Genomic DNA, 20,788 nt, shown 5'->3' with positions numbered 1-20,788 from the left:
TTTCCCTTTTATATGTATGGTGTTGTTAGCTTAGTCGTAAACGTGGAGGAGAAAGGTTTAAATGGGTTTAAAATTTTTTATGTAATAGCTTAAGATGCGCCATTTTTAGCGGCATCTTAAGCTTTTAATGTTACTTATGGCGGCCTTGTAAACAGCTCACGACATCAGCCAGTGAAAGGCCTTGACGCTGTAACAACACGGTTAAGTGATACAGTAAGTCAGCCGATTCATTGGTTAATTCATCGTTGTCATGCTTCATGGCTGCCAGTGCTACTTCAACACCTTCCTCACCGACTTTTTGGCAACTACGGCTTAAGTCTTTTGAAAATAAAGACGCTGTGTAGCTTTTACTTGGGTCATCGTCTTTGCGTGAAACAATCACTTGTTCAAGTTCAGCTAAAAAAGCTAGGCTGGGTTTAGCGTCATCACCAAAGCAGCTTTGCGTGCCTAAATGACAGGTTGGTCCTAATGGGTTTGCGAGTACTAAAATGGAATCGTAATCACAATCAGTGTGAACAGAGACGACTTCAAGGTAGTTTTCTGATGTTTCGCCTTTGGTCCACAAGCGCTGCTTTGAACGTGAGTAAAAGGTCACTTTTTGCTTGTCGAAGGTGGCGGCTAAGGCGTCCGCATTCATAAAACCTTGCATCAAAATAATCCCAGAGCGTGCGTCTTGCACAATGGCTGGGATCAATTCGCTTTTGGCAAAATCGACTTGAGTAAGGTTATCTTTGGTTAATTGCATAGTCGTGCCGCTATATTATTATCGATTAAAAATTGTTTTAGTTCGCCAATGTTAATGACGTTCTTATGAAATACGCTGGCAGCAAGTGCACCGTCAACGTGGCTTTGCTGAAATACATCAACAAAGTCTTGCATTGTGCCGGCACCACCTGATGCAATTAGCGGAATGTCGCATAATGCGCGCATTTTAGAAAGCTGAACATTGTCGTAACCTTTACGCACACCATCTTGGTTCATGCAGTTTAACACGATTTCACCTGCGCCTAGGTCTTGCACACGCTTGACCCATTCTTCGGTTTTGTATCGTGTACGGCTTGATGCATTAGGGTCACCCGTTAATTGGTACACTAAATATTCGCCAGTGGTTTCATCGTAAAAGCTATCAATGCCGACAACCACACATTGTTTACCAAACTCATCGTGTAATTCTTTGATAAGTTCAGGGCGTGCAATGGCAGGGCTGTTGATACTGATTTTATCTGCGCCGCGCTCTAGCACACGCGCTGCATCGGCAACTGATTTAATGCCACCAGCCACACAAAATGGAATATCAATATGGCGGGCAATACTCTCAACCCAATTTACATCAAGTAGGCGTTTTTCGACACTGGCGCTAATTTCATAAAACACCAGTTCATCAGCACCTGCATCGCTGTATGCTTTTGCAAGTGTTAAAATATCACCAACCACTTCGTGGCCTTTAAACTTAACGCCTTTTACGACTTGGCCGTCTTTGACATCTAAGCAAGGAATTATGCGTTTTGATAACATGCTAACGCCTCCTCAACATTAAAGGCACCATCAAGCAATGACTTACCTAAGATAACCCCACCCACACCGAGTTTTTTAAGCTTGGCGATATCGTCAAGCGAGCTTACGCCGCCAGATGCTTGTACTTTTATTTGGCTGTTGTGGTTTATTAAATCTTCATACAGTGCAAATGAAGGGCCTGTCATGGTGCCGTCTTTACTGATATCAGTGCACAGAAAGTCAATGACGCCCAATGCTACGTAAAAATCAACAAGTTCAAATAATCCAAACTCAGATTCACTTAACCAACCGTGAGTGGCAGGAGCCCAGCCGTTTTCGGTTTTATTTACATCAAGGGCAATCACGAAATGTTCGGCCCCAAACTTTTTAATCCATGCTTGGACTTGCTCGCGCTTTTCAACGGCCATTGAACCAATCACAACTTGGTTAGCTCCGGCTTCTAGCCAGTCGGCCACATCGTGTTCAGAGCGAATACCGCCGCCAACCTGATAAGGGACGTTTAATGCTTTGGTCGCGGTTTGAATATGTTGCCATTGCTTTTTGCTCGGGTCGCGTGCGCCTTCTAAATCAACAAGGTGCAGCTTACCTGCACCGCTGTTTGCGTACGCTTGTAAGCGTGCGCCTAGTTCGTAAGGGTAAAATTGTGCTGTATCATACTTACCTTGGTATAAGCGCACAATTTGGTTTTGTAATACATCAAGTGCTGGAATAATCACGTTTTGGTCTCTTATTTTTGTGCTGCGCTTACAGCTGCCAATCTAAAAAGTTTTGTAATAATCGGGTGCCGACTTTGGCACTGCGCTCTGGGTGAAATTGCATGCCTGCATAGTTATCTTTTGCAACAATCGCAGAGAAAGTGTTTCCGTATTCACCACTGACAAGCGTGGCATCGTTGACGGTGTGAGCAAAGCTATGCACAAAGTAAACATGATCTTGCGCTGTTAAACCTTTAGTGAGCGCATGCTCTTTTAATACTGTTAGGTCGTTCCAGCCCATATGCGGTGATGTCAATGTACCTACATCAAGTTGCTTAACAATACCCGGGATTTTACCTAGGCAATCAACATTGCCTTCTTCGGTGCTTTCGCAAAGTAATTGCATGCCTAAACAAATGCCCATAAGCGGACGCTGATATTCATCAATGGCTTGTTGCCAGCCACCGTCTTTTAGGCGCTTCATTGCCACAGAAGCATGGCCTACACCGGGTAAAATAGCACGTTCAAAGCCTTTTAGTTGCTCAGGCGAAGTGATCACTTCTGGATTTTGACCGAGTCGCTCAAACGCAAAACGCACCGAGTTGATATTGGCACAACCCGTATTAATTATGGCAATCATAAACACCCCTTTGAGCTGGCAGTTTGTTGCGTGGCATCTTTTGCGATAGCAGCGCGCAGCGCTCTGGCAAAGGCTTTAAATAAGCCTTCTACTTGGTGATGACAGTTACCCTCGCTGACTGACAAAATCAGGCTCATTGCGGCGTTGTCACTTAAACTTTTAAAGAAATGCTCAACCATTTGCACATCTAAGTCGCCGACTTTTTCACGGCTAAAATCGGCATTTAACACAAACGATGCACGGCCCGATAAATCTATTTGCGCCTCGGCTTTACATTCATCCATCGGTAGCGCAAATCCATAACGGCCAATTTGCGTTTTTGTACCCAGCGCTTGTTTAAGTGCAAGCCCTAAGGCAATACCAATGTCTTCAACGAGGTGGTGTTCATCAATGTGTAAGTCGCCCGTGGCTTGAACATTAAGTCCGATATTGGCGTGGGTGCGAATTTGGTCAAGCATGTGATCAAAAAAGCCAAGGCCAGTACTAATGTCGCCATTTTTGGTTTGGTCTAAATTAACCTGCACATCGATTTGCGTTTCTTTGGTGTTGCGGGTTATGCGACCTTCACGGTTTTGTGTTGTTAGCTGAGTGACAATGGCATCCCAACTGCCGGTGTATAAAATGCCTTCGCAGCATAAGTTAGCAGCAAGACCTATATCTGTTTGGCGGTCACCGATGACAAATGAACGGGCTAAATCAACTTTGCCTGAGCGCATAAGTTCAGTCAGCAACCCTGTTTTAGGTTTACGGCAGTTGCAATTGTCTGCATCAAAGTGGGGGCAAATCAGTACTTCGTCAAATTGAATACCTTGGCTGTTGAGGATATTCATCATTTTGTCTTGCGCAATGTCAAAATCAGCCGTTGGGAAGCTATCTGTACCTAGTCCATCTTGGTTCGATACCATAACTAAGCGGTATCCCGCTGCTTGAAGTTGCAGTAGAGCAGGGATCACATTGGGTAAAAATACTAATTTCTCGAGGCTATCTACCTGTTTATCGGTGATTGGCTCTTCGATAATGGTGCCATCGCGGTCAATAAATAAATACGGGTTACTCATTATACTTCCTGTTCTACTGTGTTACTGGCAAGTGATAAACCATCTAGCCAAATTTTTACTTGTTCTAATTCTTGTTCATTACCGATTGAAATGCGCAGCCAATCATTTTCACCATAAAGAGTGAATGCGCGCATCACAAGACCTTGTGCCAATGCAATATTAAATGACTGTTTATCTTTTAGCTTTAAGGTTACAAAGTTACCTTCACCACTAAGCACCTTAACCACGGCCGATGATTGTTCAAGCCAGTCTTTTAGTTTGGCTTTTAAACTATTTAATATAGTAACTTGGCGACGCATTGAGGCGATGTTATCGCTACTGAGTGCATCAGCCGCAATACGTGCGACTACAGTTGATACTGGATAAGGCGCAATTACTTTACGGATCGGTGCCAGTAAATCACTGTTTGCAAGTGTGAAGCCTGTACGCAAACCTGCTAATGCAAACGCTTTAGATAAGGTTCTTAGCACCACAAGATTATTAAATTCATTAATTAAGCTTGCTGCAGTGTGTTCTGGACAAAACTCTATATAAGCTTCATCTACCACGACGATGGCTTTACCCGCAAGTTGTTGGGTAATCTTTCTGATCTTGTCTAGGCTCGTCATGCTGCCTGTTGGATTATTAGGATTACAAATGAAAACTAATTTCGAGTCAGCTATCGCAGCAACAATTTCATCCACCGTGCCTTTTAACAGTAACTCTTGGGTGAGACCGTTAATGCTCACGTTGTGAGTGTCGGCAGTGACTTTGTACATACCATAGGTTGGTAAAAATAGCGCGATACTGTCTTTTGCTGGGCGGCAAAATGTACGCACCAATAGCTCAATGCCTTCATCGGCACCGCGTGTCATCAGCACTTGCTCTGGCTCTAAGTTGGCATAACATGCGTAACGGTTAATAACCTGTGTTGGCTGTGGATCGGGGTAGCGATTTAAATCGGCCAAACTCACAGTAGGCGTGCGAGAGTAGGGACTTTCGTTGGCATTTAGCCACGTTGTTCCAGTCAGTTTCTCGCTCTTTGCTGAGCTATAAGCTGTTAGTGCTGCAATGTTGTCTGGCAACAGTGTGGTAAGTGTTGAGTTATCGCTCATTATTTAGTGCCTCAAGACGAATTGAAACAGCATTAGCGTGAGCATCAAGCCCTTCTGCTGCGGCCAAAGGTAAAATTGCTTTAGATAATTCACGTAACCCATTTTTGCTAATGGTTTGTACTGTGTAAGTTCTAAAAAAGTCCAGTAAGTTTAAGCTCGAATAGGTGGCACTGTAACCATACGTTGGTAGTACGTGGTTAGTACCTGACGCATAATCGCCTGCAGATTCCGGTGTATAGTCGCCCACAAAGACAGAGCCAGCATTTTTAACTAAGCCTAAATAAGGCTGAGCATCAGCAAGTTGTAAAATTAGGTGTTCAGGACCATATTGTGCTGATACTTCAAATGCCTGCTCAATAGAGTCGACTAAAATCAAGCTTGAATTTGCAAGGGCTTGTTCAGCGGTTTCTTTGCGGCTTAATTTTGCAAGCTGCGTTGTTAATGCTTGCTGCGTAAGTTCAATAATGCGCTCACTATTACACAGTAAGATTACTTGTGAATCAGCACCGTGTTCTGCCTGCGATAATAAATCGGCAGCAATAAATTCAGGATTTGCACGTTCATCAGCAATCACCAGTACCTCAGAAGGACCTGCAGGCATATCAATTGCCATGCCCGGAATCGTCTGGGCGACAAGCTGTTTTGCCATTGTCACAAAACTGTTGCCTGGGCCAAATACTTTATTGACCTTCGGTACAGACTCAGTGCCGTAAGCCATCGCTGCAATTGCCCCTGCGCCGCCACTTTCAACAATTGTTTTAATACCGCATAGCTTAGCTGCATAGAGAATTGCAGGGTTAATGCTTTCATCGCCCTTAACAGGTGTTGCAAGCACAACAGTTTTTGCACCGCTTAATTGTGCAAGGACACCTTGCATAATAACCGACGAAGGTAATGGCGCACTGCCACCGGGTACGTATATACCCACTGCTTCAATCGCTTGGTATTTAAGCTCACATAACACCCCAGGTTGAGTTGTTAGTTTAATGTCTTTTGGTAATTGTGCTTGGTGAAAGCGTTTTACATTAGCGTAAGCTGTTTCAATCGCGGCTTTTAATTCGCTCGATAAAAACTGTTCTGCTTGATCAATTTCTTCAACGGGCACTAATAAACGCGGTGTTTCGCGCTTATCAAATTGTTTTGCCATGTTTAAAAGCGCAGCGTCACCTTGCTCTTTGACTGCCGCTAAGATATCGATGCATATTGATTCGATCTCTTTGCTTGCCGTGACAGCAGGGCGGGTAAGTACCGCTTGCTGTGCGAGTTGGTTTTCCTCATTCCAGCGAAACATGGATACTTACTCCATCATTTTTTCAATTGGCATAACGAGGATCGAGTTTGCACCGAGTGCCTTCAACTCTTCCATCGTTTCCCAGAATAAGGTTTCGCTGCTCACCATGTGCAGTGCCACATAATCATCACTACCGGCTAAAGCAAGTAATGTTGGTTGACCTGTGCCAGGCAGTAAATCACACACTTCATCGAGTTTTGCTTTTGGCGCGTGTAGCATGATGTACTTACTTTCTTTAGCTTGGCGTACACCCCGTAAACGCGGCATTAGGGTGTTGATTAAATCAAGTTTGCTTTGATCTGTCAGGTCTTTGTTTTGGATTAAACAGGCATTTGATTCGAGGATAGTATCGCCTTGCATTAAGCCGTTGGCTTCAAGTGTTGCACCGGTAGACACTAAATCACAGATAGCATCGGCAAGGCCTGCACGCGGAGCCACTTCTACAGAGCCTGTTAGCATAACTGTGCTTGCGTTGATGCCTTCACGTTTTAGATATTGACCTAGAATTTCAGGGTAGGTAGTGGCAATGCGCTTGCCTTCAAACCAGCTCTTCTTTTGCACACCAAGCTCTTGTGGCCAAGCCAGTGCTAAGCGGCAATAGCCGAAATCAAGTTTTGACAGTTTATTTACTTCAAATGCAGCGCCTTGGCGCTCGCGCTCGGCTTGTACTTCAACAAGCACGTTTTCGCCAACGATACCTAAGTCACACACACCGTCCATAACTAGGCCTGGAATATCGTCATCACGTACACGAAGTACATCAATGGGCATGTTAGTAGAGTGTGCTATTAGGCGTTGTTCACGAAGATTCAATTTAACGCCTAGCTGTTTTAAAAGCTCTTGGCAGTCTTTTGATAGTCGGCCGCCTTTCTGGATGGCGATACGTAAACGGTTGTTATTACTCATTATTCATTTTCCTTTAATTCAAAAACTAAAAACCCCGAGGAAACCTCAGGGCGAAAATAAATAATGTAGTTGATTACTCGCCAGAGGTTCCTTTTAGGAATAACCTCTCAGCGAAAAACCTGACAGGCTATTCCGGTGAATGATGGTGATGATGGATAGTTGTCAAGTTGAAGCGCATAATCTTTCCTGTGTTGCACTCGTTTGTCTAAACCAGTGCGTTAATCTGTTTAAATAATTTACGTATATAGATAAACATGTTTTTAATATTTTTGGCAAGCACTTTTTTTTGCAATTAAAGAATATGCTATAACGGTCGATAATAAGTGGATGGGTAGGAGGTACAAATGGATATCATGATCCCCTTTTTAGGACGCATCACGCGTTTACAACTTGAGAGTAAAGGTGCATTCCACATTGCGGGCGTAAAAGATGCGAACGTGCAGAGAATTGAACTCGAAAAGCGGCAAAAACGCGAAATTGAACGGCGTAAAAAAGCAGCCGAAAGTGCTAATAAAAGTGCTAATAAAAATGATAAAGATATTATCGAAGAAGATGAAGACGGCAATAAGCACCTCGATACATGGGCTTAATGCTTAAGAAAATAAAATTATTTTTATCTCGTTTTCTAGCACTTTGTGCTAGGTTTATAGAGTAAAATTAATTTTCAGATTCAAGGCGATATTATGGATAAGCCAGCAGTACCATTTAGTGAAAAAGCGCGCCTTGAAGAGCTTCGTGCACTCGAAATTTTAGATACCCCAAATGATCCAGCGCTGGATAGAATAACGCGCCTTGTTCAGCAGTTCTTTTCGGTCCCTATTTGTTTAATCAGTCTTGTTGATGAACACCGGCAGTGGTTCAAGTCATGCATTGGGGTCAGCGTAAAACAAACACCGCGTGATATCTCTTTTTGTGCCCATGCGATTTTAGATAATGGTCCATTGGTAGTCTGTGATGCTTTGCTAGACCCTAGGTTTGCTGATAATCCCTTGGTAACAGGTGAGCCCAACATTCGTTTTTATGCCGGCAGCCCTATTACATTGCAGTCAGGCAATCGTATTGGCACTTTATGCATAATTGACCATCAGCCTCGGTCGTTCACCCAAGAACAAGCGAATGTGTTAAAAGACTTTACCGCCATTATTGAACGGGAGCTCGCAGTGATGCAATTGGCAACAACTGATGAGTTAACATTATTGCCTAATCGACGAAGTTTCAGCAGTACGGCTGAGCGTTATTTAGATTTATGTATCAGACAAAATTTAAAAGCGAAGTTGGTCTTTATTGATCTCGATAATTTTAAACCGATTAACGATACGTTTGGTCATGCTACTGGCGATGAGGTATTGAAAGGCTTCGCCAATGTTCTAGCATCGTGTTGCAGAAAAGCAGATTTGTTTGCCCGATTGAGTGGCGATGAATTTGTTATTTTGTTTACTGATTTGAGTACCCAAGAATGCGAAGTCATTATGCAGCGATTAGCTGAATCATTTAGTGAATTGTCAGGCCAATTTAAGCATAAATTTAACCTTAGTTTTTCGCATGGGATTGCCAATTTTTCAGGGCAAAAACCATGCTCACTGTCACACCTATTGGCGCTAGCAGATAGCCGAATGTACAAAACAAAAGTGATAAAAAAGAACCTATTAATACCAACCGAGTCAAATGTTTAACTTTCATTAGGTTCAACAATTAACTCAATTGGTATAACGCACATGCAGCGATACTATTTCTCAGTTACGTGTTTGGCAGATTGAATACTGCTTTGAATAAGTGGTGAAATAGTTAAGCCTTGCACAATAATAGAAAAAATGACGACGACGTAAGTCACAATGACAATTAAATCATGAAGGTCTGAGCCCGCAATCATTACTTGGTCGCGAGGTATTGCCGCAGCCATTGCCAGTGCTAACCCGCCTCTTAGGCCACCCCATGTTAGAATCTTCACAGAATGTTTGTCGTATTGCCTATACTTCTTGAATAACATAAATGGCGTCCCCACGCTGATAAAACGCGCAAGTAATACAACAGGTACCATGAGTAAGCCAAGACCAATTTCTTGAATGGTGATAGGCATAGTGACAATTAGCATACCGATAATCAAAAATAGTAAGGCATTTAAGAAACTGTCGGTTGCATGCCAAAAGTCTTTTACATAGCGAGTATCTTCAGGACCGGTTCGTTCAGTCGCTTTTGAGCGGGTAATATTACCCAACAAAATACCACTTGTGACCATTGCCAGAGCACCTGATATTTCCCAAATGTTAGCAGCTGCAAAGCCCGCAGTAGGAATGGTGAGTGTTAGTAATAAGCGAATATTAACATCGCGGCTATTAATGATTAAAAAGTGCCCGACTAATGCGATTACTAAACCAAACACAATGCCGCCGATTGCATCGACTAAAAATAACTCTGCTACGTCAGTAAACGTTGCCTCTGTACCATAAAAAGCCACCGAGAAAATAGTGGTAAAGATCACCAAACCAATACCATCATTAAACAAAGACTCACCTTCCACTTGCACAGAAATACCTTCTGGGGCTCGCATTTGTTTAATAATGGCTAACACGGCAATAGGGTCAGTAGGGCTAATTAATGCTCCAAATAACAAACAGTAAATGAAAGGGACAGGCCAGCCCACAAAAGCAAATAAATAATAGCTCAAGTACCCTACAATCACGGTTGAAGTAATGGTTGAAAATAGCACTAATGCGGTTATTTCCCACCGCTGTTTACGCAGCGCTGCTAAATTAATTTCAAGCGCACCTGCAAACAGCAAAAACCCTAGCATGCCCTTTAACAATAACTGATTAAAGTTAATACTTGAAACCACCTGAGTCATTTCGAGGGCTGTGGAATCACCGAGCATTTTAACGGCGAGAATAAGGAGTAAAGAAATAACAACAGAGCCTGTTGTTATAGCAATTGTTGTTTGCATTTTGAGGATGAACTGGTTAGCAAAAGCAATAAAAATAGCTAATGCTGAAAGAAAACAAATGAGGTACCAAGCATTCATTGTTTGACCTTAAATATTTTATAAACAAGACACAGAAAGCAGTCACTTTCTGGGCGCATATGGTACGCCTGTATCATACGTATGTCACAGTGTTTATGCGATTTTCATTAAATTTTAGAGTAAAAATTCAAGGTGCTGATTGCATTTGTATAATTGCTGTTAAAATTGTCTCAAAAGAGACAAATCCAACCTGTTGGAAAGTGCAATTATCATAAATTTAGCTAGGTCAATGTGAGTCTTTAAACGACGCAGACTCTTGTGTCGTGTTTATAGCACGAATAGGGTAAGGAATCACAATACCTTCTTGGGCGTAGCGTTTATGTAATGCTTTGATAAAAGCCGATTTCACCCAAAAACGATTAAAGTACTCTTTCACTCTTAGCATCACAGTAAAATTGATACTTGATTGATCAAAGGTGTGAAACACGACAAACGTGTCGTAGTCATCAATTCCCCATTCATGGCTTTTTAGAACTTGCCTTGCTACATCAAGTGTTATTTGCTCGACCTTTTCAAGATCGGAACCATAATGTACCCCCACTTCCACTGGCACACTGAGCTCTTTTTCAGGGTAAAAATAATTGATGATTCGCGATTTAGACAACTGACTATTGGGGATCACTATCATGTTATTGGGCAACATTTTCACCCACGTTGATCGCCAGCCTATTTTTTCAACAAACCCTTGGTCACCACTCTCAAGCTCGATAAAGTCGCCGACTCTAATAGGTTTATCGATAACCAGTTGAACCCCAGAGAAAAAATTTTCTAATGTCGGCTGTAAGGCAAGAGCAACGGCGAGGGAAGTGATCCCTAGCGACGCGATAATAGGCGTGATTGAAATACCTAATGTGCCTAATAAAACCAGTAGTCCAACACTGACAATGACACAGCGGATCACTCCTTTAATAATGCTGCGGCTGTTAGACACCACTAAAGAGCGCGAACTGTAATAGTCAACGGTACCGAATAAGAAGTGATCTAAAAATAGCACTAAAGCAAAAATTAATATTGATTTCGCAGTCGCTGCGATAGGAAGCGGGTAGTCAGTTAGAAAATCAGTCATGTTTAATAAATGACCAAAAATGATCACAAGCACCATCATTGTGCATAAAGTAAGTGGCGTGGAAATTGAGTCGACGAGCAAAGAGTCAAACACAAAGTCTGTGCGCTGGGTCCACGTTTTTAAACAGTAAATAATTATAAACTTTATTAAAAACAATATAATAGCAGCTGTAAATGTGCCACCAATTACGAGTAGCCATGGCTCGTTTACCCACACATTTAGTGCCAATTCAGAAAACATATTCAACTCTTATGACGTATATGCCATAACAGAAAGCAATTTGTATACCTTTATGGATAGATATTTTTAGGTGTGAGTGATGTCTAGCCCCATTGTATTTAGTCTTGCCCTTGGCAAGTCAGTTACGTAAAATCTGGCCATCACTTTTAATCTATTGGCGAAGTTTATCAAACAACTTTTCAGTGCCACTGGCCCTCTTGCGCTTTCTCTTGATGGATACACACCTCGACAGCCACAAATTGATATGGCTGTTGCGGTTGATGACGCCTTGCAAAAACGTCATCAATTAGTGGTTGAGGCAGGAACGGGGACGGGTAAAACTTATGCTTACTTGGCTCCTGCATTAAAATCAAAAGGTAAGACAATTATTTCTACTGGGTCAAAAGCCCTGCAAGAGCAGTTGTTTCATCGTGATTTGCCAAACTTAGTAAAAGCATTAAGCGCGACAAAAAAAGTGGCCTTATTAAAAGGCCGTGCAAACTATTTATGTACATATCGGTTAAGTCAGCATGTAGCGCACGTGCCAACAGATGACCCGGATGTCATGCATCAATTAGCAATGGTCGCAAAATTTGCCAGCGAAACACGTTCAGGTGATTTAGCCGATTGTATTGGTATTGAAGAAGATGCAAAAGTGCTGCCCTATGTCAGTTCAACGGCCGATAATTGCTTAGGGAAAGAGTGCCCTGACTTTCAAGATTGTTATATACGTAAAGCACGATTAAATGCGATGGAAGCTGATGTTGTGGTGATTAATCACCACTTATTCTTCGCTGATATGGCGGTAAAAGACACCGGTTTTGCTGAATTAATGCCAACAGCCGATGCCTATATTTTTGATGAAGCACACCAATTAAGTGAGATTGCCAGTGATTACTTTGGTGAAAGTGTCAGTACAAAAAAGCTGGTGGATTTAATTAATGATCTGCGGGCAATTTACCGTGCCGATATCCCCGATATGTTGCAGCTGGGTAAAACGCTCAATAAACTAGAAACCAGTGTGGCTGACTTACGCTTGCAGTTTGGTATTGATGGCAGTCGCGGAGATTGGCGAGAAAAGCTGGCCGATAAAGATATCTGCGCGGCACTGCATCGGGTGATAAGCGATCTCGACTTTTTATATCAAGTACTAAAACTATGCTTAGATCGCAGTGAAAAAATAGAGCACCCCTTTGAACGCACGTTGGCCTTTAAAGGGCAGCTTGAACGCGTATTCGATACAGCACAAACAGGTTATAGCTATTGGTACGAAACCACGCGTCGCTATTTAACGGTGAACATTACGCCGCTGAACGTGTCGGCAAAATTTGCACAGATGATGAAAGACACTGGGGCTGGATTTGTTTTTACCTCAGCCACGTTGTCGGTAGATAATGATCTTGGCCACTTTAACGCCAGCCTTGGTTTAAAACCCGCGCAAAGCATGATTGTTGAAAGCCCATTTGACTATGAACAACAGGCCTTGCTGTGTTTACCTCGCTATTTACCTGAGTCGCACGCTAACAACATGCCACATGCCATTATTAAGTTAACGCTTGAGCTTATTAAATCAGCCAAAGGGCGTTGCTTTGTACTGTTTACAAGTTACCGTATGATGCATTTGGTGGCGGAAGGGTTAACCACACAATTAGATTACCCGGTGTACATGCAAGGGCAAATGTCAAAACGGATTATTCTTGAAAAATTCACTCGCCACGGTAATGCTGTTTTACTTGGCACTGCCTCTTTTTGGGAAGGGGTGGATGTTAGAGGCAGTACATTAAGTTGTGTTATTATTGATAAATTACCGTTTGCTGCACCAGACGACCCCCTGCTTCAAGCGCGCATGCAAGATTGCCAACTGCAAGGTAAAGACCCTTTTGCGCATATTCAATTACCTCAAGCGGTAATTGCCCTAAAGCAAGGAGTAGGGCGCCTTATTCGTGATAACAAAGATAAAGGTGTATTGGTTATTTGTGATAATCGATTAGTGACACGCCAATACGGCCAAGTATTTTTAAAAAGTTTGCCACCCATGCGACGTACGCGTGATTTAGCAATGGCAAACGCCTTTTTAGAACAGATCAATTAGAGTAATGTAGATGATTAAACAAAATATTCTTGCCCTCGATGCATCAACAGAAGCCTTATCAATTGTGCTTCATTATCAAGGGCAAACATTTCATCATTTTGAAGAGTGCCCGCAACAGCACAGTCAAAAAATATTGCCTTTGATTGATGGATTATTAACCAAAGCACAGTGTAAATTAACGCAGTTAGACGTGATTGGTTTTGGTCAAGGTCCCGGCAGTTTTACGGGGGTACGTATCAGCGTAGCCATCGCGCAAGGTTTGGCCTATGCGGCCAAATTACCGCTTGTGGGTGTATCAACGCTGCAAATGATGGCTCAGCAAGCACATGAACAACATCATGTTTCAGATGTGCTCTCAGCAATTGATGCACGTATGGGGGAAATATACTTTGCTCAATATCAAGCAAATGAGCACGGTTTAATGACACTTGTGAATGAAGAACAAGTGATTAAACCAGAACTACTTACCCTGCCAGATAACTCCGCAACGGCGGTAGGTACAGGCTGGAAAACGTACCCAGAACTTGTCAGTGAAATGGCAAATATAAGCGTAAGTCCAGATATTTTATTGCCTGATGCTCAGTACATGTTGGCATCGGTTGCCAGTGCCTTTGAAAAAGGTGATACGGTAAGTGCTGCAAATGCTCAACCTAAATATGTGCGAGATACCGTAACGTGGAAAAAGCTTCCCGGGCGTGAATAACGAGAACATGTTGACCTTTCATAATTAAAATGTGTTCACGCTAGAAGGGATTTAATCGCGGTGCGAGGTTTGTAACCTAGTGAGCCAAGTAATAATCGAGCAAAGCTGCCGTGTGCTGCTCAGCCTCTCATCTATATTATGTAGGCAACCAAGAGTTAATCGCCACTCGGAAGAACTCGAAGGGCAGCGCGTGTTTGGTATGTGTGCTGCGTTATAACCTATTTATGGGGAATAACCACACCCTAAACTTGCAGCGTTGGCATTTATGACACATAATTTAAGCATCTTTAAATTGGGATTAAGACCTTGACGTTACCGATTGGCTCAGGCTTTTTCACTGGCGATATACCGGGTCAGTATAGCCGTAAAAATACCGTAACTGATGCGCCTAAGGCGATATCAGACCAATCGGCTGAGCAAAAATCGTCAACGGAATACGTTAAAACGAGCCCTCAAGGTGTTGCGCTCGCAGCCGAATTTAAAACAGAGTCACAAAACTATCAGCAAACCATTTACGATAAGCCAAATAACCCGAAAATTAGCCGTGCTATTTCGACGTATACCGAGTTTGCTAATTTAGAGCGACGTGCTGAGGTGCAAAGCTTGATAGGTGTAGATGTGTACGCTTAATGTGAAAACGATAAACATAAAAAAGCCTAAACACTTGTTTAGGCTTTTTTCGTTTAAAACGATTACTGTTTAATAAAATCAATCAATTTATCAGCAATGTCTGTGTTGTTTTGCGAACCGTAAAAGTCTTTTGCGCGCTGACCGTAAGCAAAAACTTGTACGTCAATAGCCGTATGACCACCCGTTGTCCAGCCAGTAAAACTAGCGTGGTTAATGATATCTTTTACAGCAAGGAGTAACGCTTTATCACCCATTTTTTTAGCTTGCTCAAGTTTGATACTATTTTCTTCGGTAAATTCAATATTAGTATAACGTTGCCATACTGACTTTAAGTCGTCAGTTTTTTGTAACTCATCAGTAATGGTACCCGCCGTTGCTTTAACACCTTTAACGACTTCTGTTTCCCACTTATATTGACCGTGAGCACCCAGAGTTAAACCACCTGTTGAGTGATCAGCTGTGATGACAAGTAACGTGTCTGGGTTTTTATCAACATACGCTTTTGCCTGTTCGATAGACTTTGCAAAGTCGTCCATTTCACCCATTGCACACGCGATATCGTTCGCATGACCACACCAATCAATTTGACTGCCTTCGATCATGACAAAGAACCCTTTATCATTTTGACCATCAAGTAAATCAAGCGCTTTAGACGTCATTTGTGTTAAACGTGTTGAGTTTTCGTCCAGCGCAAACGGTAAACCGACTTCGGCAAATAAACCCAGCGCAGGTATTTGCTTTATCTCATTAAGGGCTGCAAAGTCATCACTGTACTGATAACCAGCAGATTTAAACTCTTCTACAAGATTGCGATCATCACGTACATAGTATTTCGTACCGCCACCTAACATAAGATCGACGGGTAATTTACCGGCGATTTTATTATCAATATAGTCGTTAGCAATTTCGTCATAGTTACGACGAGATTCATTGTGCGCTGCAAAACTCGCAGGTGTTGCATGATTAATTTGTGACGTTGCCACAAGAGCCGTTGTCATGCCACGCTCTTTAGCTATTTCGAGCATTGTTTTGACTGGCTTTTTGTCAGTATCAACGGCGATAGCGCCATTATAACTTTTTCGTCCACTGCTTAACGCTGTTGCGCCCGCTGCACTGTCTGTTACATAAGTATGGTCATCAGGGTAAGTGTGCGCCATACCACGTAAAATAGTATCGAATACAGTGGGGTCGACAACTTTGGTGTTTGGATCATCTTTAAAGTAACGATAAGCGGTGGTATATGCAGGGCCCATTCCATCACCAATCATATAAATGATATTTTTTGGTGCAGATTCAGCCATAACTGAACTTGCTGAGCATAATAATGCTAAAAGACTTAATTTAAATTTCATTGATGTAACCTTATTATTGTGCCCTTATTTATACTGCCGAGATTATTGTATACTAGCCAGACGATAAATAAACGCCTTTAAGTTGAAACGTTTAAAAAATAGGAGCAAGTGTGCAGCCTTTTTCTTATCAAACTGGCGATAAAACCTTGCATGGCCTAACCTTTGGTCATGGTGAAGAGGTTGTGATTGCTTTACACGGATGGCTAGATAACGCAAATAGTTACCTACCTATGCTACATAATGCGACCTTAAACCACACATGGTATTGCGTTGATTTTCCGGGGCACGGCTTATCAGATTGGCGTAATAAAGATGCACATTACTACTTTATAGATTACATTGATGATATCTATATGTTACTTGCGACACTCAATGTGGATCGTGTTCACTTAGTTGGTCATTCGATGGGAGCGATGGTTGCAGGCGTTTTCGCAAGTTGCTTTCCAGAAAAAGTGGCCTCGGTCAATTTTATAGAAGGGATAGGCTGTGTGACTACACCCAGTTCAGATACAGCGAGTCAACTTCGAAAAGCAATTTTGAACCGGGCACGTGTAAACAGTAAACAGCCACGCGCATTTGAGTCAAAGGCGCACATTATTAGTGCAAGACTCGCCAGTGGTGATTTAGCGTACCCGCACGCTGCGCTCCTCATGGAGCGTAATTGTTATGAAAAGGGTGGTAAGTGGTACTTGAGAACCGATCCTAAGCTTAAAAATCATTCAGGGTTTCGTTTTAATGAGGCACAATGTGAAGCAACAATTAAACTCATTAAAGCCCCATGCCAGCTTATAATGGGCGATAAAGGATTTGAGTTCGTAAAACAAAACTTAGATGCTTATGGTAAATATTACAAGGAGTTAAAAATTCATCAGATACCAGGCGGTCACCATTGCCATATGCAAAGTCCTGCATTAACCTTAGAACACATTCATGCATTTATTAGGCACGATAAAGCAAGTTAATTGTATAATTGCACCAAATATGGGATTATCTGCACCATTAGAGTATTTACTCCATTGTGAAACGGCCTTAGTTAGATTAAGGTTATTAAAAAATATAATTATAAACAGGAGCTAAGAGTGGAAAAAATCTGGCTTAAGCGCTACCCAGAAGGTATGCCTGAAACAATCGACCCTGAGCATTATCACTCGTTACTCGACTTGTTTGAAAAAAGTTTTGCTGACTATAGTGACCTTCCAGCCTTTACTAACATGGGTAAAGTGTTGACCTACAGCGAAATCGACAGTGCAACAAAACGTGTTGCGTCGTACATTCAAAATGATCTTGGTCTAAAAAAAGGCGATAAAGTAGCGGTAATGATGCCTAACTTACTGCAAACGCCGGTAACAATTTTAGGTATTCTTCGCGCTGGTTGTGTAGTGGTTAATGTCAATCCACTTTACACGGTTCGTGAATTAGAGCATCAGTTAAATGACTCTGAGTCATCTGCAATATTTATTCTTGCTAATTTTGCTGACACCCTCGAAAAAGCATTACCAAAAACGAACGTCAAACACATTGTGGTCACACAAGTGGGCGACATGGTTGGCGGCCTCAAAAAGCATATCGTTAACTTTGTTGTTAAATATATCAAAAAAATGGTGCCAAGTTACTCACTCCCAAATGTAATCAAGTTTTCTGATGTGCTTGCGGGTGATGAAGCAACCTATAAAAAGCCAGATGTCGATCTTAACGACTTAGCATTCTTACAATACACAGGTGGAACAACCGGTGTGTCAAAAGGGGCTATGTTATCGCACGGTAATATGGTTGGTAACCTTGAACAAGTATCAGGTTGCTTAGATAATGTTTTAGAGCGCGGTAAAGAAGTGGTTATTACAGCACTGCCGCTTTATCACATCTTTGCACTGACAGCTAACTGTTTAACCTTCATGAAATATGGTGGCTTAAACGTGCTGATCACAAACCCACGTGATATGCCTGGTTTCGTCAAAGAGTTAGCGCAACATAAATTTACAGCCGTGACGGGTGTAAATACGTTGTTTAATGGTTTATTGAATACTCCGGGATTTGCTGAACTTGATTTCTCAAGTTTAAAAATGTCATTAGGCGGTGGTATGGCGGTGCAACGTCCTGTTGCCGAAAAATGGCAAGCTGTCACAAAAACCAAATTGATGGAAGGCTATGGCCTAACTGAGTGTGCGCCACTTGTTACAGTGAGTCCATACGATCTAGACAGCTACAATGGCTCAATTGGTTTACCTGCGCCAAGCACTGATATTAAGCTAATGCTTGAAAACAGTGAAGAAGCAGCAAAAGGTGAACCCGGCGAACTATGGGTTAAAGGCCCACAAGTTATGCTCGGTTATTATAATCGCCCAGATGCCACAGCTGAGTGCTTAAAAGATGGCTGGTTTGCAACAGGTGATATTGCGACATACGATGATGAAGGTTTCTTCTATATTGTGGATCGTAAGAAAGACATGATCATTGTGTCGGGCTTTAATGTATTCCCAAATGAGATTGAAGAAGTGGTTGCAATGCACGAAGGTGTGCTTGAAGTCGCAGCAATCGGTATCCCGCATGAAGTAAGTGGTGAACAAGTTAAAGTTTTTGTCGTGAAAAAAGATCAATCTTTAACTGAAAAAGATATAATAAAACACTGTCGTGATAATTTAACGAACTATAAGGTGCCTAAACTGGTTGAGTTTAGGGATGAATTACCAAAAACAAACGTTGGTAAGATTCTGAGAAGAGCCTTAAAGGACGAAAAATAATAAGAGCCGGCATTAGCCGGCTTTTTTTATGGTAATTGATATTTAAAGGGGTATAAGTGCAATACCAAGTGATCGAAACGCAAAACCAATTAAATGATTTTGTAGAACAAATTACAGGCAAGTCTGTGCTTGCTATTGATACCGAATTTATGCGCCGTCGCACCTTGTACCCAGAGGTCGCACTTATTCAAGTTTTTGATGGTGAGCACTTAGCGCTAATCGATCCATTGGCAGAGTTGTCACTTTATGATTTTTGGCAAGTGCTTAAAAACCCAGATGTTTTAAAGGTATTGCACTCTCCGTCAGAAGATATTGAGGTGTTTCAAAAGTACGCGGGTTTTGTTCCCACCCCCTTGTTTGATACCCAGTTTGCACTGCAAATTTTAGGGCATGGCAACTGCATGGGGTTCGCCCACATGGTCAAAGAATTACTTGATATCGAAATAGATAAAAGCGAATCAAGAACAAACTGGCTACAACGCCCATTAACCAAAAAACAGCTAGATTACGCAGCAGCCGATACTTTTCATTTATTACCTTGTTTCGAAATAATTAAAAAGCAAATTGATGAAGCTGGCTTTTTTGATATCGTCATTAGTGAAAGTGAGTTGGTTGCGCAAAAACGGGCTTATCAAACGCCTTATGATCAGCTTTATAAAGATATTAAAAATGCATGGCAATTACGTCCTCATGACTTAGCTGTATTACGAGAGCTTGCTGCATGGCGCCGTGAAAAAGCTGAGCGAAAAAACCTTGCGCTTAACTTTGTAGTGAAAGAGCACAATATGGTTGAAATTGCCAAACGTAAACCCGCAAGCTTAAACTCTTTACGCCGTGTACCGGGTATTGAGCCGATGGAAGTAAATCGTTCGGGGGTTGAAATATTACAGTGCATCGAGCGAGGAAAAGCGATTGACGTTAGTGAGCATCCGCAGCAATTAAAGCGTCTTATTGATTTTCCAGCTTATAAAAAGGCGGCGAAAGATATTAAGCAAAAGATCACTAAAGTAGCAAAAGAGCAGGGTATTCCAGAAGATGTCTTAGCGTCTAAAAAGCAAATTAACCAATTAATAAGTTGGAACTGGAAGCTCGATGCACAAGAGCGTAAAGCCAGTTCAAAACCCGATTTATTAAACTCGTGGCGTTACGAATTGGTTAAAGACACCCTTAAAGAATGGGATAACTAAGAGCCCACTCTTTAAACAGAGCCTGACTGTGGTTTGACTATATTTTTCACTAAATAGTCAAACCACCTGGTGGCTGCTTCTATAAAGTGCATTAAAATTCAATGTCTTAAATACATCCTCTAAATACTATGATTTAATAAATATAAGCATGGTGCGTTTTCACAACATGTTTTAATTAAAGCATCTTTCTTTTGCTTAAGCGGTTAGAGCAGTTTTCTGTGTTTACTTTTTTCGTGTAACCAATCTAATAAATTGGAATTATAGCGTTTTAGTCCTTGTGTTTGCCGTGACGTTAACGTGTAGAAGGGGGCAAAAAGAAAGAACCTATCACCAAACATAATGACACAGTGAAAACCACATTTTGAATAGTGACGGAGCAATTTGACCCGACTGGCTTCAATGTGAAAGTTGCCGAACATAGAACGATAAAATACACCGTGATGGCGGCCTTGTTGATCAAATGCAACTCTCTAACAAATTCACTTAACTTACTGATATTTAGGCAGACCAAGGGTGTTGATCTTATTTAGCGCCTTCACTTTGATCATCGCTTCAACCAGTTGGCGATTGTAATCACGCGCATTTA

Annotated in this window: 19 protein-coding genes; 8 read left to right on the top strand and 11 right to left on the bottom strand. The window is 41.9% G+C overall.

Annotated elements, in window-relative coordinates:
• Positions 1-130: 130 nt before the first annotated feature.
• From hisIE to hisG, 8 genes are read right to left on the bottom strand one after another with little or no spacing between them, the layout of a single operon-like run.
• Positions 131-745, bottom strand: a complete 615-nt coding sequence (hisIE, locus tag JIG41_RS05565; RefSeq protein WP_036971977.1) for a bifunctional phosphoribosyl-AMP cyclohydrolase/phosphoribosyl-ATP diphosphatase HisIE — start codon at positions 743-745, stop codon at positions 131-133.
• Positions 736-1,515 (bottom strand): imidazole glycerol phosphate synthase subunit HisF, encoded by a 780-nt coding sequence (gene hisF / locus JIG41_RS05560; protein WP_036971975.1) that lies wholly within the window; start codon positions 1,513-1,515, stop codon positions 736-738. The genes hisIE and hisF overlap by 10 nt, the downstream gene beginning before the upstream one ends.
• Positions 1,497-2,231, bottom strand: a complete 735-nt coding sequence (locus JIG41_RS05555; RefSeq protein WP_199524394.1) for a 1-(5-phosphoribosyl)-5-[(5-phosphoribosylamino)methylideneamino] imidazole-4-carboxamide isomerase — start codon at positions 2,229-2,231, stop codon at positions 1,497-1,499. The genes hisF and JIG41_RS05555 overlap by 19 nt, the downstream gene beginning before the upstream one ends.
• Before the next feature lie 28 nt (positions 2,232-2,259).
• Positions 2,260-2,850 (bottom strand): imidazole glycerol phosphate synthase subunit HisH, encoded by a 591-nt coding sequence (gene hisH, locus JIG41_RS05550; RefSeq protein ID WP_036971972.1) that lies wholly within the window; start codon positions 2,848-2,850, stop codon positions 2,260-2,262.
• Positions 2,847-3,908 carry a bifunctional histidinol-phosphatase/imidazoleglycerol-phosphate dehydratase HisB gene (hisB, locus tag JIG41_RS05545; RefSeq protein ID WP_036971969.1) on the bottom strand — a complete coding sequence of 354 codons (1,062 nt, stop codon included), beginning with the start codon at positions 3,906-3,908 and terminating at the stop codon, positions 2,847-2,849. Before hisB ends, hisH begins: the two co-directional genes overlap by 4 nt.
• Positions 3,908-5,002: a histidinol-phosphate transaminase gene (gene hisC / locus JIG41_RS05540; RefSeq protein ID WP_199524393.1), complete on the bottom strand. Its 1,095-nt coding sequence runs from the start codon at positions 5,000-5,002 to the stop codon at positions 3,908-3,910. Before hisC ends, hisB begins: the two co-directional genes overlap by 1 nt.
• On the bottom strand, positions 4,992-6,293 hold the full coding sequence (gene hisD / locus JIG41_RS05535) for a histidinol dehydrogenase (protein ID WP_065979047.1): 1,302 nt from the start codon (positions 6,291-6,293) through the stop codon (positions 4,992-4,994). Before hisD ends, hisC begins: the two co-directional genes overlap by 11 nt.
• A gap of 6 nt (positions 6,294-6,299) precedes the next feature.
• A complete protein-coding gene (gene hisG, locus JIG41_RS05530; RefSeq protein WP_036971963.1) occupies positions 6,300-7,199 on the bottom strand; it encodes an ATP phosphoribosyltransferase in 900 nt (299 codons plus the stop codon).
• A gap of 344 nt (positions 7,200-7,543) precedes the next feature.
• On the opposite strand from hisG, the gene JIG41_RS05525 reads away from it, so the two are divergent.
• A complete protein-coding gene (locus JIG41_RS05525; RefSeq protein WP_199524392.1) occupies positions 7,544-7,789 on the top strand; it encodes a hypothetical protein in 246 nt (81 codons plus the stop codon).
• A 93-nt stretch (positions 7,790-7,882) separates the two neighbouring features.
• Positions 7,883-8,872, top strand: a complete 990-nt coding sequence (locus JIG41_RS05520; RefSeq protein ID WP_036971958.1) for a sensor domain-containing diguanylate cyclase — start codon at positions 7,883-7,885, stop codon at positions 8,870-8,872.
• A 53-nt stretch (positions 8,873-8,925) separates the two neighbouring features.
• Here JIG41_RS05520 and JIG41_RS05515 read toward each other — a convergent pair whose 3' ends face one another.
• Both JIG41_RS05515 and JIG41_RS05510 read right to left on the bottom strand, forming a co-directional pair.
• A complete protein-coding gene (locus JIG41_RS05515) occupies positions 8,926-10,215 on the bottom strand; it encodes a sodium:proton antiporter (protein WP_199524391.1) in 1,290 nt (429 codons plus the stop codon).
• A 226-nt stretch (positions 10,216-10,441) separates the two neighbouring features.
• Positions 10,442-11,521, bottom strand: coding sequence for a mechanosensitive ion channel family protein (locus JIG41_RS05510; protein WP_083422899.1), 1,080 nt, complete (start codon positions 11,519-11,521; stop codon positions 10,442-10,444).
• 154 nt (positions 11,522-11,675) lie between these two features.
• Between JIG41_RS05510 and JIG41_RS05505 the strand changes: the two genes are divergently transcribed.
• The 3 genes from JIG41_RS05505 to JIG41_RS05495 all read left to right on the top strand — a co-directional run bounded on the left by JIG41_RS05505 (position 11,676) and on the right by JIG41_RS05495 (position 14,925).
• Positions 11,676-13,592: an ATP-dependent DNA helicase gene (locus JIG41_RS05505; protein ID WP_036971947.1), complete on the top strand. Its 1,917-nt coding sequence runs from the start codon at positions 11,676-11,678 to the stop codon at positions 13,590-13,592.
• Between the two features lie 10 nt (positions 13,593-13,602).
• Complete coding sequence (tsaB, locus tag JIG41_RS05500) at positions 13,603-14,295, top strand: tRNA (adenosine(37)-N6)-threonylcarbamoyltransferase complex dimerization subunit type 1 TsaB (RefSeq protein WP_118844887.1); 693 nt, start codon at positions 13,603-13,605, stop codon at positions 14,293-14,295.
• 306 nt (positions 14,296-14,601) lie between these two features.
• Positions 14,602-14,925, top strand: a complete 324-nt coding sequence (locus JIG41_RS05495) for a hypothetical protein (protein ID WP_065979051.1) — start codon at positions 14,602-14,604, stop codon at positions 14,923-14,925.
• Between the two features lie 62 nt (positions 14,926-14,987).
• On the opposite strand, the gene JIG41_RS05490 is transcribed toward JIG41_RS05495, so the two are convergent.
• On the bottom strand, positions 14,988-16,277 hold the full coding sequence (locus tag JIG41_RS05490; RefSeq protein WP_065979052.1) for an alkaline phosphatase: 1,290 nt from the start codon (positions 16,275-16,277) through the stop codon (positions 14,988-14,990).
• A 110-nt stretch (positions 16,278-16,387) separates the two neighbouring features.
• On the opposite strand from JIG41_RS05490, the gene JIG41_RS05485 reads away from it, so the two are divergent.
• The 3 genes from JIG41_RS05485 to rnd all read left to right on the top strand — a co-directional run bounded on the left by JIG41_RS05485 (position 16,388) and on the right by rnd (position 20,202).
• Positions 16,388-17,239: an alpha/beta fold hydrolase gene (locus JIG41_RS05485; protein ID WP_036971941.1), complete on the top strand. Its 852-nt coding sequence runs from the start codon at positions 16,388-16,390 to the stop codon at positions 17,237-17,239.
• A gap of 117 nt (positions 17,240-17,356) precedes the next feature.
• Positions 17,357-19,015, top strand: a complete 1,659-nt coding sequence (gene fadD / locus JIG41_RS05480; RefSeq protein ID WP_199524390.1) for a long-chain-fatty-acid--CoA ligase FadD — start codon at positions 17,357-17,359, stop codon at positions 19,013-19,015.
• Positions 19,016-19,071: 56 nt separating this feature from the next.
• Complete coding sequence (gene rnd, locus JIG41_RS05475; protein ID WP_065979054.1) at positions 19,072-20,202, top strand: ribonuclease D; 1,131 nt, start codon at positions 19,072-19,074, stop codon at positions 20,200-20,202.
• Positions 20,203-20,788: the final 586 nt, after the last annotated feature.

It is taken from the genome of Pseudoalteromonas sp. bablab_jr011, assembly GCF_016464045.1.
GTDB lineage: Bacteria > Pseudomonadota > Gammaproteobacteria > Enterobacterales > Alteromonadaceae > Pseudoalteromonas > Pseudoalteromonas lipolytica.
This window is presented reverse-complemented; position numbering and strand designations above follow the sequence as displayed.